12 protein-coding genes and 1 other RNA gene are annotated in these 12206 nt (G+C 64.8%); 9 read left to right on the forward strand and 4 right to left on the reverse strand.

Translation table 11 applies throughout. The features are described from left to right. Positions 1 to 89: 89 nt before the first annotated feature. Positions 90 to 773: a hypothetical protein gene (locus ACI7BZ_RS03835; RefSeq protein WP_414115871.1), complete on the forward strand. Its 684-nt coding sequence runs from the start codon at positions 90 to 92 to the stop codon at positions 771 to 773. Here ACI7BZ_RS03835 and ACI7BZ_RS03840 read toward each other — a convergent pair. The 4 genes from ACI7BZ_RS03840 to ffs form a co-directional block, all read right to left on the reverse strand. After that, positions 730 to 1050 carry a YbaB/EbfC family nucleoid-associated protein gene (locus ACI7BZ_RS03840; protein ID WP_414115872.1) on the reverse strand — a complete coding sequence of 107 codons (321 nt, stop codon included), beginning with the start codon at positions 1048 to 1050 and terminating at the stop codon, positions 730 to 732. The genes ACI7BZ_RS03835 and ACI7BZ_RS03840 overlap by 44 nt on opposite strands. A gap of 16 nt (positions 1051 to 1066) precedes the next feature. Next, positions 1067 to 2932, reverse strand: a complete 1866-nt coding sequence (locus ACI7BZ_RS03845) for a DNA polymerase III subunit gamma/tau (protein WP_414115873.1) — start codon at positions 2930 to 2932, stop codon at positions 1067 to 1069. A gap of 154 nt (positions 2933 to 3086) precedes the next feature. Next, on the reverse strand, positions 3087 to 3314 hold the full coding sequence (locus tag ACI7BZ_RS03850) for a hypothetical protein (RefSeq protein WP_414115874.1): 228 nt from the start codon (positions 3312 to 3314) through the stop codon (positions 3087 to 3089). A 220-nt stretch (positions 3315 to 3534) separates the two neighbouring features. Further along, positions 3535 to 3633, reverse strand: an RNA gene (gene ffs / locus ACI7BZ_RS03855) — signal recognition particle sRNA small type. A 127-nt stretch (positions 3634 to 3760) separates the two neighbouring features. On the opposite strand from ffs, the gene ACI7BZ_RS03860 reads away from it, so the two are divergent. From ACI7BZ_RS03860 to ACI7BZ_RS03895, 8 genes are all read left to right on the forward strand, one after another. Beyond that, positions 3761 to 5761 carry an ATP-dependent nuclease gene (locus ACI7BZ_RS03860; RefSeq protein WP_414115875.1) on the forward strand — a complete coding sequence of 667 codons (2001 nt, stop codon included), beginning with the start codon at positions 3761 to 3763 and terminating at the stop codon, positions 5759 to 5761. 198 nt (positions 5762 to 5959) lie between these two features. Continuing rightward, positions 5960 to 7063, forward strand: a complete 1104-nt coding sequence (locus ACI7BZ_RS03865; protein WP_414115876.1) for a hydrogenase small subunit — start codon at positions 5960 to 5962, stop codon at positions 7061 to 7063. Beyond that, the gene (locus tag ACI7BZ_RS03870; RefSeq protein WP_414115877.1) at positions 7060 to 8874 is read left to right on the forward strand and encodes a nickel-dependent hydrogenase large subunit; all 1815 of its coding nucleotides are present in this window, start codon (positions 7060 to 7062) and stop codon (positions 8872 to 8874) included. The genes ACI7BZ_RS03865 and ACI7BZ_RS03870 overlap by 4 nt, the downstream gene beginning before the upstream one ends. Before the next feature lie 12 nt (positions 8875 to 8886). Then, complete coding sequence (cybH, locus tag ACI7BZ_RS03875) at positions 8887 to 9633, forward strand: Ni/Fe-hydrogenase, b-type cytochrome subunit (protein ID WP_414115878.1); 747 nt, start codon at positions 8887 to 8889, stop codon at positions 9631 to 9633. Between the two features lie 330 nt (positions 9634 to 9963). Beyond that, on the forward strand, positions 9964 to 10590 hold the full coding sequence (locus tag ACI7BZ_RS03880) for a HyaD/HybD family hydrogenase maturation endopeptidase (protein ID WP_414115879.1): 627 nt from the start codon (positions 9964 to 9966) through the stop codon (positions 10588 to 10590). A 9-nt stretch (positions 10591 to 10599) separates the two neighbouring features. Next, entirely contained in the window at positions 10600 to 10932 is a 333-nt protein-coding gene (locus ACI7BZ_RS03885) for a HypC/HybG/HupF family hydrogenase formation chaperone (protein WP_414115880.1), read from the forward strand. Beyond that, complete coding sequence (locus ACI7BZ_RS03890) at positions 10932 to 11339, forward strand: thioredoxin domain-containing protein (protein WP_414115881.1); 408 nt, start codon at positions 10932 to 10934, stop codon at positions 11337 to 11339. Before ACI7BZ_RS03885 ends, ACI7BZ_RS03890 begins: the two co-directional genes overlap by 1 nt. A gap of 11 nt (positions 11340 to 11350) precedes the next feature. After that, on the forward strand, positions 11351 to 12205 hold the full coding sequence (locus ACI7BZ_RS03895) for a hydrogenase expression/formation protein (protein ID WP_414115882.1): 855 nt from the start codon (positions 11351 to 11353) through the stop codon (positions 12203 to 12205). The last annotated feature ends 1 nt before the right edge of the window (position 12206 follow it).

Genomic DNA, 12206 nt, shown 5'->3' on the forward strand with positions numbered 1-12206 from the left:
CCGCAAGGCCGCCCTTTTCGTTTGCAGGCGGCGCCGCACACGGGCCTGTGGCATCATCCGCCGGGATCTTCTGCTCTCAGGGGGGCGGGATGCTGGACGTGATTGGCGCCTATCTGGGGCGGGAAGCGGCGGCGCTTGCGGATGCACCGGTGCTCGGCCTGCTCTTGCTCCTGCTGGCCGGTGCGGTGGGATGGTCCCTTGCCGCGCGCCGTGCCGGCCGCTCCACCGGATCACCTGGGAACGGGCGGCCGCCGTCCCCGCCGGACCAGCGGGCCATGGTGTCGCCGCCTCCCCTGCCCCAACCGCGCCCGCCCCACCTGCCCCGCTCGCCGGCCCTTGCCGGGCGCGACGCGGCGCTGCGGCACCGGCTCGCCCCGGTTCCCTTCACCGCCTATGCGGTTCCGGCCTTCTCCCTGGAAACGGTGACGTTCCTGGATTTCTGCGCCATCCTGAACGATGCCGGCTGGCGCGTGGAGACGGATACGGTGATGCGCACTCAGGCGGGCATCATCCCGCCAACCGACCGCGCCACGGCGCGCATCCGGCTGGAGCGGCTGGGCGACGGACTGAACCGGGCGGAAGCGGCCATGGTGGAGGCCCTTGCCGCCGCCGGCCTCACCATCGAATCCCACGGCATCAGCAAGGGCCTGGAGCGCCGGGCGCGGGACATTCTGGCGCGCGGCCCGGTGGTGGTGCTGGTGGTGTTCGAGGACGACCCGCGCGAACCGATCAGAACAGCTTCAGCCCCGGGGGCAGCGCCAGACCGCCGGTGAGGGCCTGCATCTTCTCCTGCATCACCCGCTCGGCCTTGCCGCGGGCATCGGCGAGGGCGGCGACGATGAGGTCTTCCAGGATCTCCACCTCGTCGGGCTTCATCAGCGAGGGGTCGATGCGCACCGCCTTGCATTCGCCCTTGGCGGTCACCCGCACGGTGACGAGGCCGCCGCCGGAGGCGCCGTCCACCTCCACCGTCTCCAGTTCCGCCTGCATCTGCTGCATGCGGTCCTGAAGCTCCTTGGCCTGCTTCATCATGCCCATCAGGTCGCGCATGGCACCGCTCTCCTCTTCAATATTCGATCTCGTCGTCGGGCCCGGGGCCGCCCATCAGGTCCTCCTCGGAGGGGGCGAGCACGTCCTCGGGGAGGCTTGCCTCCTCGCGGGTGCGCACGTCCACCACCTCGGCGCCGGGGAAGCGGGCGAGCACCGCGGCCACCAGCGGATGGGCCTTGATGCCCTCCTCCCGCTCGGCGCGCACGGCCTCGTTCTCCTCCGCCAGGGTCGGCCCGCCGGCCGCGTTGGACAGGGACACCAGCCAGCGCCGGCCGGTCCAGTCGGCGAGGCGGCGGGAAAGGTCCTGGATGACGCTGGCGGGGGCGCCGGGCACGAGGGCCACCTCGATGCGGCCGTCCTCCATGTGCACGGGGCGCAGGTTGTTTTCCACCGCGTGCTTCAGCAGAAGGTCGCGCCGCGCCGCCGCCAGGGCCGCCACGTCGGCCAGGCTGGCGAGGGCCGGCCCCGGTGCCGGGGCGATGGCGGACGCGGGCGGGGCGGAAGGCTGGAGCGCGGGGCGCGGCGGGGCGGGGCGGGGCGCCAGGGACAGGCGCGGGCCGCCGCCGCCGCCGGAGGGCGCCGGCGCAGGGGCCGGGGCCTCGGCGGCGGGCTGGTCCTTCAGGCGCCGCAGGGCCTCGTCGGGGGTGGGCAGGTCGGCGGCATAAGCGAGGCGCACCAGCGCCATTTCCGCCGCCTGGGCGGGCTTTGGGGCCTGCTGCACCTCGGTGATGCCGCGGGTGAGCATCTGCCACGCCCGCGCCAGCACCCGCATGGACAGGCCCTGCGCCATGGCCAGCCCGCGCACGCGCTCGGCCTCCACCAGCGCCACGTCGTCCGCCGCCTCGGGCACGATCTTCAGGCGGGTGACCAGATGGGTGAATTCCGCCAAATCGGTGAGGATGACGGCGGGGTCGGCGCCGGCATCATATTGCGCGCGGAAGCCGGCCAGGGCGCGGGGCATCTCGCCTTGCATCAGCGCCTCGAACAGGTCGATGACGCGGCCCTTGTCGGCGAGGCCGAGGAGGCGGCGCACCTCTTCGGCCGACACCTGCCCGCCGCCATGGGCGATGGCCTGGTCCAGCAGCGAGAGGCTGTCGCGCACCGAGCCTTCCGCCGCCCGCGCCACGATGGCGAGGGCCTCCGGCTCGATGGCCACCCCCTCCTTGGCGCAGATGCCGGAAAGGTGCGCGGCCAGAACCCCCGCCTCCACCCGGCGCAGGTCGAAGCGCTGGCAGCGGGACAGGACGGTGACGGGCACCTTGCGGATCTCGGTGGTGGCGAAGATGAACTTCACATGCTCGGGCGGCTCCTCCAGCGTCTTCAAGAGGCCGTTGAAGGCGGCGGTGGAGAGCATGTGCACTTCGTCGATGATGTAGACCTTGTAGCGCGCCATCACAGGGCGGTAGCGGGCGCTCTCGATGATCTCGCGGATGTCGTTGATGGAGGTGTTGGAGGCCGCGTCCATCTCCATCACGTCCACATGGCGTGATTCGATGATGTCGCGGCACTGCCGGCCGATCACCGAGAGGTCGAGGCTGGGCCCGCCGGCGCCTTGCGACGCGCTGTCCATGGGCTCGTAATTCAGCGCGCGGGCGAGGATGCGGGCGGTGGTGGTCTTGCCCACCCCGCGCACGCCGGTGAGGATATAGGCCTGGGCGATGCGGCCGGAGGCGAAGGCATTCCTGAGGGTGCGGACCATGGCCTCCTGGCCGATGAGGTCCGTGAAATCCTGCGGCCGGTACTTGCGGGCGAGCACCCGGTAGGCGGCCGGGGCCGGCGCGGCGGGCGCGGGCACGGTGGGTGCAGGCACGGAAGGCGCGACCTCAGGCAGGCCGAGGTCGAAGCCCGGCCCGTCATCCTCGTGCTGCGTATCCTCGCTCATGAAACCGCCCTGGGGATGACCTTGGCCGGAAGGGCCGGCCGCGCGCCCCATACATAGCATCCGCCGCGCGGGCGTCGATGGGGGGCGGACGCAAAGGGCGAAGGGCGGGGCGCGCCTGTTGATGGCGCGCCGCTGCCGGGGGATCAGGCGGCGCTCACTTCGCCTTGTCGTCCTTGGGCTTTTCGGGAGCGGGGACGCGCACGCAGACATAGCGGCGATAGCCCTCGGCCACGGCCAGCTTGTGGGCGGCATCGAGGCGGGCGGGGACATTCTTGGCGATGGCGGCCTTGCAGGCCTCCTCGGTGGGATAGGAATTATCCCGGTTCGCCAGCGCCTCGGGCTTGACCAGAGCGGTGAGGGTGAGGACGACGACAACCCACATGGGGACCTCCTTGGAAAAGGGCCCTTCTATCCGCCAATCCGCACCGGATTGCGACGGCCGCCGCCGCCAAACCGCCGCCAAGCGGCCGCCGCCCTCCCCGGCGGCATCGGCCAGGCCGCGGCGCCGCGCGCAGGCGCTGCCATGGGCGCGCTTTCCGGGGCGCTGTGTTGGGGGCGCGATCTTGGGGGCGCGATCTTGGGGGCGCAATCTTGGGGGCGAAAGTGGGAGGCTGGACGAAGACCCGAGACCGGGCTCGTTGGGGCTGCTTCCTTCCGGACCTGACCCGGTTGGCGAGTGGCTCGTCCACCGCCAACCTCCCACGCGCTATATGGCAGGGGGAGGGGTGGGATGCAAGGGGAGAGAGGTGGAGAGACCTGCACCAAAGAGAACCGGCTTGCCTACAGCCCGCAGCCATAGTTTTCTACCTATGGTTAGGGGGGGCGAGAATGCGCGCGTATGAGCTTGGAATTCGGAATTTCCGCTCGATCGAGTCGGCCGACATACCACTAGGGAACGTCACTCGCATCATCGGGGCAAATGGAGCCGGCAAATCAACGATACTGAAGGCGCTGGAGCTATTTTACGCTCCAGGCACCCCCAGCCTTAGCGCCGACGATCATTTTGGCCGCGATTACGAAAAAGAAATTGAGATTATCGTCAAGTACAATGGATTAAACGAAACCGAAAAAGATCGGTTTAAGGCTCAACTTAAACCTGATAATTCCATATCAGTATCCCGTGTGTTCACATCGAACCCGAAAACCTCCGGGAAATATTACGGCCGCGCCCTAAGGATGACTGAATTTTCCGGAATTCGCGCAGTCGACAAGGCAGCCGAGAAGCGCGCACAATACGATTTAATTCGCTCAGCGAAACCTGAGTACGAATTAGAAAGGGTGGCCAGGGCCGAGGATATTGAGCCAAACCTCCAAGCGTGCGAGGCGCGAAATAAAGACATTTGCGTCGAAACCAGAGATGATGGGCAATTTTTCGGGTTTCAAAATGTTGCCGCCGGAAAATTGAGCGACAGCACCATGTTCGTTTACATTCCTGCCGTTCGAGATGCATCCTTGGATGCCATAGAAGGCAAAAATTCTGCGGTGACACGACTTTTGGACCTGGTCGTCAAATCTGAAATTGATAGACGACCAGACTTCAAGAAATTCAAAGAAGATACAAATAGGCAGTTTTCAGAACTAATGAAACCTGAAAATCTGTCAGAACTACCAAAGTTGGCAACCATTTTATCTGAAACATTATCTTCATTTTATTCAGATGCATCAGTTTTACTTAACTGGCGCGACTCTCAACCCATATCTATTCCGTTTCCATTGGCGGATATGATGCTAGACGACGAGGGATTTGTTTCTCCAGTTGACAAGACGGGCCACGGGCTCCAGCGCGCATTGATAATAACATTGCTACAGCATCTCGCGATTGCTTCTACGAATTCAGCTGGAATCGCTCCAAGCATTGAAAATCCCACTGAATTAGATGAAGGAGAATCCGAAAATAAGGCACCACCCGATGATCCCGGACTCATTCTCGCGATTGAGGAACCCGAGCTATATCAGCACCCGACCAAGCAGCGCCATTTCTGTAGTGTACTTGAAAAAATTGCGGACGGCGCTCTTCCTGGCACCGCAAATAATACGCAAATTATATTTACGACGCATTCACCAGCCTTTGTATCAATGGAACATTTCGACGAAGTCCGCTTAGTACGCCGAAGCCGAAATGCCAGCCATGGCCAGCGTTGTTGCGTAATTTCAACAGCTGACTTGGGCGATATAGCTAGAGAACTGGCGACAGCCTGGGGACGGGACGCATCTGCATTCTCCGCAGAATCACTCAAGCCGCATTTGCACATTTTTGATGGCGTTGTCGCCGAAGGTTTTTTTGCTGCAGTATCCGTTTTAGTTGAAGGAATCAGTGATAAGGCCGCCCTTATTGCAGCAGCCAAGAGGCAAGGAATTGACTTTTCAGAGAATGAGATCGCAATCATACCATGCGGTGGAAAATCAACTCTGGATAAACCATATCTTGTGTTTAAGCATTTAGGAATTCCAGTATTTATGTTGTGGGATTGCGACAAAGGAAAAAAAGATCCACAACCGCACATAAATTTAGCATTGCAGAAACTCTTAGGAATTCCAGAATCCGAATGCACGGAGTTCCGCCGCTCTATCGAAAAAACATATGCGTGCTTTGAGATTGATCTTGAAAGTGAAATGACATCTGAAATTGGAAAAGATATTTTTGAGTCTTCAATCACCGAAATAGGTGCCACTTATGGGATTACCGGGAGATCTGACGCCCAAAAAATACCGAAAATCATGCAAGATCTATTTATTAAGCTGGAGAGAGAAGGGAAAACATCGCCATCTCTGGATGCAATCGTGAATGCCATTGTCTCGATGAAGCCATCGCCTCTCCGCAGGGCATAACCGTTCGACCGATAACCCCCTTTCCACCTCCCCTCTCAAACCGCTCACACCCCATCCACCCCCTCCGCCCCACCAGCCCGCTCAACTCCCGGAAATCCCTCGCACTCCCCCTCTGGCACACCCCTTGCTGAAACGGTTCCAATCCCCCGGCCTCGACGTCGGTGGGGAGGACAAGGCCAACCAAGGGGGGACGCCTTTATGGCCCTCGAGACGTTCTATGAGGTCATGCGGCGGCAGGGCATCACCCGCCGTTCGTTCCTGAAATATTGCTCGCTCACGGCAGCCGCCCTCGGCCTCGGGCCGGAGTTCGCGCCGCAGATCGCGCACGCCATGGAGACCAAGCCGCGCACCCCGGTGCTGTGGCTGCATGGGCTGGAATGCACCTGCTGTTCGGAGAGCTTCATCCGCTCGGCCCATCCGCTCGCCAAGGATGTGGTGCTCTCCATGATCTCGCTGGATTATGACGACACGCTCATGGCCTCCGCCGGCCACCAGGCGGAAGCGATCCTCGACGAGGTGATGACCAAGTACAAGGGCAACTACATCCTCGCGGTGGAAGGCAACCCGCCGCTGAACGAGGATGGCATGTATTGCATCATCGGCGGCAAGCCCTTCGTGGACCAGCTGAAGAAGGTGGCCAAGGACGCCAAGGCCATCATCTCCTGGGGCTCCTGCGCCTCCTATGGCTGCGTGCAGGCGGCGCGCCCCAACCCCACAAGAGCCACCCCGGTGCACGAGGTGATCTTCGACAAGCCCATCATCAAGGTGCCGGGCTGCCCGCCCATCGCCGAGGTGATGACCGGCGTCATCACCTACATGCTCACCTTCGACCAGCTCCCGGCGCTGGACCGCCAGGGCCGGCCGCTGATGTTCTATTCCCAGCGCATCCACGACAAATGCTACCGCCGGCCGCATTTCGACTCGGGGCAATATGTGGAGAGCTTCGACGACGAGGGCGCGCGCAAGGGCTATTGCCTCTACAAGGTGGGCTGCAAGGGCCCCACCACCTACAACGCCTGCTCCACCGTGCGCTGGAACGATGGCGTGTCCTTCCCCATCCAGGCCGGCCACGGCTGCATCGGCTGCTCGGAAGACGGCTTCTGGGACAAGGGCTCGTGGTATGCGCGCCTGGCTGACCTGAAGGGCTCGGGCTTCGGCATCGAAAGCAACGCCGACAAGGTGGGCCTTGCCGCCGCCGGCATCGTGGGCGGCGCCGTGGCGGTGCATGCCGCCGTCTCCGCGCTCAAGCGCGCCCAGCACAAGAATACCGACACCGGCGCCGACCAGGGAGGCGAGAAGTGACCATCCAGACGCCGAACGGCTTTACCCTCGACACCTCCGGCAAGCGCATTGTGGTCGATCCGGTCACCCGCATCGAAGGCCACATGCGCTGCGAGGTGAATGTGGATGCCAACAACGTCATCCGCAACGCCGTCTCCACCGGCACCATGTGGCGCGGGCTGGAAGTGATCCTGAAAGGCCGCGACCCGCGCGACGCCTGGGCCTTCGTGGAGCGCATCTGCGGCGTGTGCACCGGCTGCCATGCGCTCACCAGCGTGCGGGCGGTGGAAGACGCGCTGCAGATCAAGATCCCCAACAACGCCTTCCTCATCCGCGAGATCATGGCCAAGGTGCTCCAGTGGCACGACCATGTGGTGCATTTCTACCACCTGCATGCGCTGGACTGGGTGAATCCGGTGAACGCCCTGAAGGCGGACCCCAAGGCGACTTCGGTGCTGCAGCAGTCCATCTCGTCGCACGCAAAATCCTCACCAGGATACTTCCGCGACGTGCAGAACCGGCTGAAGAAGTTTGTCGAATCCGGACAGCTTGGAATCTTCAAGAACGGCTATTGGGATAATCCGGCCTATCTGCTTCCACCGGAAGCGGATTTGCTGGCGGTGACGCATTATCTCGAAGCTCTCGATTTTCAGCGCGAAATCGTCAAAGTCCACACCATCTTCGGTGGCAAGAACCCGCATCCGAACTATCTGGTGGGCGGCGTGCCGTGCGCCATCAACATGAACGGCGACATGGCCGCCGGCGCCCCGCTCAACATGGAGCGGCTGAACTTCGTGCAGTTGAAGCTGCAGGAAGCCTTTGAATTCTCGAAGAATGTCTACATTCCAGACGTGATCGCCATCGCCTCCTTCTATAAAGGCTGGCTCTATGGCGGCGGCCTCTCCGGCCAGAACGTGATGGACTATGGCGACTATGAAGCCATCCAGGGCCAGAAGAAGACCGACCGCCTGCCCGGCGGCGTCATCCTCAACGGCAACTGGAACGAGGTGCACCCCATCGACCCGCGCGACCCGGGCCAAGTCCAGGAATTCGTTGCACATTCCTGGTATACCTACGGCGAGGGCAACAACGACAAGGGCCTGCATCCGTGGGACGGCGTGACCGACCCACAATATGTGCTCGGCCCTAACGCCAAGGGCACCCGCACCAATATCGAGGCGGTGGACGAGAACGCCAAGTATTCGTGGATCAAGGCGCCGCGCTGGAAGGGCAATGCGGTGGAAGTCGGCCCGCTGGCGCGGTATATCCTCGCCTATGCCCAGGGCGTAGACTATGTGAAGGGGCAGGTGGACGAGGCGCTGGGCCAGTTCAATACGCTTGCCGGCACCAACCTCACGGCAAAGCAGGCGCTTCCCACCACCATCGGCCGCACCCTGGCCCGGGCGCTGGAGGCCCATTACTGCGCGGCGATGATGCTGGACGATTTCAACCACCTCATCGCCAACATCAAGGCCGGCGACACCGCCACCGCCAACATGGAAAAGTGGGACCCCGCCACCTGGCCCAAGGAAGCCAAGGGGGTGGGCACGGTTGCAGCCCCGCGCGGCGGCCTCGGCCACTGGATTAAGATCAAGGACGGGCGGATCGAGAACTACCAGTGCGTTGTGCCCACCACCTGGAACGGCGGGCCGCGCGATCCCAAGGGCAATATCGGCGCGTTCGAGGCCTCCCTCATGAACACGCCCATGCAGCGCCCCGAGGAGCCGGTGGAGATCCTGCGGACCCTGCACTCCTTCGATCCGTGCCTGGCCTGCTCCACCCATGTGATGTCCCCCGAGGGCGAGGAACTCGCCCGCGTCACCGTGCGCTGAGGGAGCGATGCCATGAGCGACACCTCCCTCTCCTCCGGCGCCGCGCCGCCCGCCACCCCGGTCGCGCCGGCGATCAGCGGTGGAAAGAAGCTGACCACCGTCTACATCTATGAAGCGCCGGTGCGGCTGTGGCATTGGGTGAATGCCCTGTCCATTCTGGTGCTGTGCGTCACCGGCTATTTCATCGCCGCGCCTTTCCCCACCCTCTCGGGGGAGGCGAGCGCCCACTACCTCATGGGCACCATCCGCTTCGTGCATTTCTCGGCGGGCTACATCCTCGCCGTGGGGTTCCTGGGGCGGATCATCTGGGCCTTCTTCGGCAATACCTATTCCCGCGAGCTGTTCACCTTCCCGTTCTGGCGCAAGAGCTTCTGGAAGGGCTTCTTCGTCGAGATCAAGTGGTATGCCTTCCTGAAGCCGCGGCCCATGAAGTTCATGGGCCACAACCCGCTGGCCCAGGTGTTCATGTTCTTCGTGATGGTGCTGGGCCTCACCTTCATGATCTTCACCGGCTTTGCCCTGTATTCGGAAGGAACGGGGCTCGGGAGCTGGCAGGACAGGATGTTCGGCTGGGTCATTCCCCTGCTGGGCGGCTCCATGCAGGTGCATACGCTGCATCACATCGGCATGTGGGTGATCATCCTGTTCATCATCATCCACGTCTATTCGGTGATCCGGGAGGACATCATGAGCCGCCAGTCCATGATCTCCGCCATCACCAACGGCCATCGCACCTTCCGGGACGACGACCCGGAGTGAGCCTGGCTGCCTGGGAAGAAAGGGGGGCGCGGCGCAAGCTGCGCCCCTTTTGCGTTCGGGGCCTGCACGAACACTGGTATTGAATTACAGCATCGCCGACCTCGCCGGGTGGGAAAACCGGATATTCTTATTCCGATTTTCGTCCATTCCGATCATACTTCTTCCACCTGTCACACTCCGGCCACCTGCCGGTTACGGGAGCGCCTTGATCGAAATCAAGCCCTTGGCCGACTTCCGAAGGGGCTGGCACACTCCTTGAATTAGAGGAACTCGAAAGCCAGACGGCGGCAGATCGTCGGTTGGGGAGACAGGCAGGGAGGGATGCGTCGCATGGACGACGAACGGAAAGCTGCGCGCATCCTCGTACTGGGGATCGGCAACATCCTCTGGGCCGACGAGGGCTTCGGCGTGCGGGTGCTGGAGGCGCTGGACGCCTCCCACGCCTTCCCCGACACCGTGACCCTGCTGGATGGCGGCACCCAGGGCCTCTATCTTCTGCCCTATCTGGAAGAGGCGGACGGCGTCGTCATCGTCGATGCGGTGGATTACGATTTGCCCCCCGGCACCCTCCATGTGCTGGCCGACGGCGAGGTTCCCGCCGTCCTGGCCACCCGCAAGGTCAGCCTGCACCAGACCGGCTTCCAGGAAATCCTCGGCCTGCTCGCCCTGCGCGGCCGCACCCCGTCCCGCATCGTCCTGGTGGGCGTGCAGCCCGAACTCCTGGACGATTACGGCGGCAGCCTCACCGCCACCGTGGCGGCGCAGGTGGAGCCTGCCGCGCGCAAGGTGCTGGAAATCCTGAAGGATGAATTCGCCATCGTGCCCGCGGCACGCAGCGGCGCCGGCAGCCTCGTCACCGCCGCGGTCTCCCGCGACCCTTATGAATCCCAGCGCCCGAGCCCCGAGGAGGCCTGCCGCATCGGCGACCCCCGCGTGCTCGCCGCGCCGCGCTCCTGAGGCGCCGCCATGTGCCTCGGCCTGCCCATGCGCATCGAGGAACTGAACGGGCCAAGCGCCCTGTGCAGCGCCGACGGGCACTTCGAAGGGGTGGACCTCGCCTTGGTGCCGGACGCGCAGGTGGGCGACTTCGTGCTGGTGTTCCAGGGCGCCGCCCGCCGCGCCCTCGATGCGCAGGAGGCCCGGCTCATCGCCGAGGCGCTGGCCGGGGTCGCCGCCATCATGGCCGGAGAGGCCGACGCCGCCGCCGTGGACCGCGCCTTCGCCGACCTTGCCGGGCGCGAGCCCCAATTGCCGCCCCATCTCGCCGCGGCCTATGCCGCCGGCCGAAAGGAAGCCTGATGCCCGAGGCCGATGCGCTCCTCGCCCTCCACCCCCTCGTGCGCCGCCTCGTGGCCGAGCGCGCCTATGCCTATGTGGAGGCGCCGGAGGACACCGCCCGCCTCGATGCGCGCGACCATCTCCTGTTCCTGCCCGCCCATGGCAAGGCCCACCTGGAGAGCCCCGACATCGCGGTGGTGCTGCCGGAACTGGTGAAGGCGCTGGGCGGCGAGGCCCAGCTGGGCGGCGCGGTGGCCGGCCCCCGGACCGAGGCGGCCCTGCGCGACGCCATGAGCCTGGCCTTGCCCGCCATCGTCGTGGTGCGCGGCGGCGCGCCGGTGGGCGCCATCTCCCGCATGCGGGACTGGGACGAATATCTCGCGCGCCTCGGCGCCCTGCTTGCCGCCCCCTCCGCCGCCACCCATTGAGGCCGAGCCTTATGTCCTCCTCCCCCTTCGCCACGCAGCCCCCCGTCGGCTTCGGACCCGGCAGCCAGAGTGCGGCCGACGAGGACGGCCTCGCCTACCTGCCGCTGCCGTCCGGCATGCGCACCTTCGAGGCCCATCTGCCGGAGGTGGCGGACAAGGAGCGCCTCGCCCCCGCCCTGGCGGCGCTGGAAGAGGTGATCGCCGCCCTCAACGCCTGGACCCCCGGCGCCTGCCTGCCCGTGGCCTTGGCCCATCTCGACGCCGCCAACCTCGCGCTGGTGGACGAGGCCATGGGCGAGGGCGAGGTGGCGGTGAAGGTGGCCGCGGGCGGCGACGCCCGGCCCATGGAAATCCAGGAAGCCACCTTTGCCGGCGTGTGGCGGGTGCGCGGCGGCGCCGGCATCGACCGCATCGAGGTGGGGGCCTTCCCCCGCGGCGCCCTGGTGCGCGCCTTCGGCAGCGGCGCGGGCATCGACCTGTCCGGCCTCGACGCGCCGCTGCCGGGCATCTTCAACGCCCCGGCCCTGCTGGTGGAGATCGAGCACCGGGCGCGCACCCGGCAGGCGGGGGACGCAGCCCACGTCATCAACCTCTCCCTGCTGCCGCACACGCCGGAAGACCTCGCCATGCTGGACGCGCGGCTGGGCCAGGGGGCCACCACCGTGCTGTCCCGCGGCTACGGCAATTGCCGCATCGACGCCACCGCCACCCGGAACGTCTGGCGGGTGCGCTTCTTCAATTCGCAGGACATGCTCATCCTCGACACCATCGAGGTGAGCGAGGTGCCGGAGGTGGCATGTGCCGCCGTCGAGGACATCGCCGATTCCGCCGAGCGCCTCGTCGAGGTGCTGGCGGCCATCCGCTAGG

Source organism: Xanthobacter sp. AM11 (assembly GCF_047444035.1).
Taxonomy (GTDB): domain Bacteria; phylum Pseudomonadota; class Alphaproteobacteria; order Rhizobiales; family Xanthobacteraceae; genus Xanthobacter.

Coding starts and splice junctions, on each gene's coding strand:
- ACI7BZ_RS03835 (WP_414115871.1), top strand. CDS start 90: ATGCTGGACGTGATTGGCGCCTATCTGGGGCGGGAAGCGGCGGCGCTT.
- ACI7BZ_RS03840 (WP_414115872.1), bottom strand. CDS start 1,050: ATGCGCGACCTGATGGGCATGATGAAGCAGGCCAAGGAGCTTCAGGAC.
- ACI7BZ_RS03845 (WP_414115873.1), bottom strand. CDS start 2,932: ATGAGCGAGGATACGCAGCACGAGGATGACGGGCCGGGCTTCGACCTC.
- ACI7BZ_RS03850 (WP_414115874.1), bottom strand. CDS start 3,314: ATGTGGGTTGTCGTCGTCCTCACCCTCACCGCTCTGGTCAAGCCCGAG.
- ACI7BZ_RS03860 (WP_414115875.1), top strand. CDS start 3,761: ATGCGCGCGTATGAGCTTGGAATTCGGAATTTCCGCTCGATCGAGTCG.
- ACI7BZ_RS03865 (WP_414115876.1), top strand. CDS start 5,960: ATGGCCCTCGAGACGTTCTATGAGGTCATGCGGCGGCAGGGCATCACC.
- cybH (WP_414115878.1), top strand. CDS start 8,887: ATGAGCGACACCTCCCTCTCCTCCGGCGCCGCGCCGCCCGCCACCCCG.
- ACI7BZ_RS03880 (WP_414115879.1), top strand. CDS start 9,964: ATGGACGACGAACGGAAAGCTGCGCGCATCCTCGTACTGGGGATCGGC.
- ACI7BZ_RS03885 (WP_414115880.1), top strand. CDS start 10,600: ATGTGCCTCGGCCTGCCCATGCGCATCGAGGAACTGAACGGGCCAAGC.
- ACI7BZ_RS03890 (WP_414115881.1), top strand. CDS start 10,932: ATGCCCGAGGCCGATGCGCTCCTCGCCCTCCACCCCCTCGTGCGCCGC.
- ACI7BZ_RS03895 (WP_414115882.1), top strand. CDS start 11,351: ATGTCCTCCTCCCCCTTCGCCACGCAGCCCCCCGTCGGCTTCGGACCC.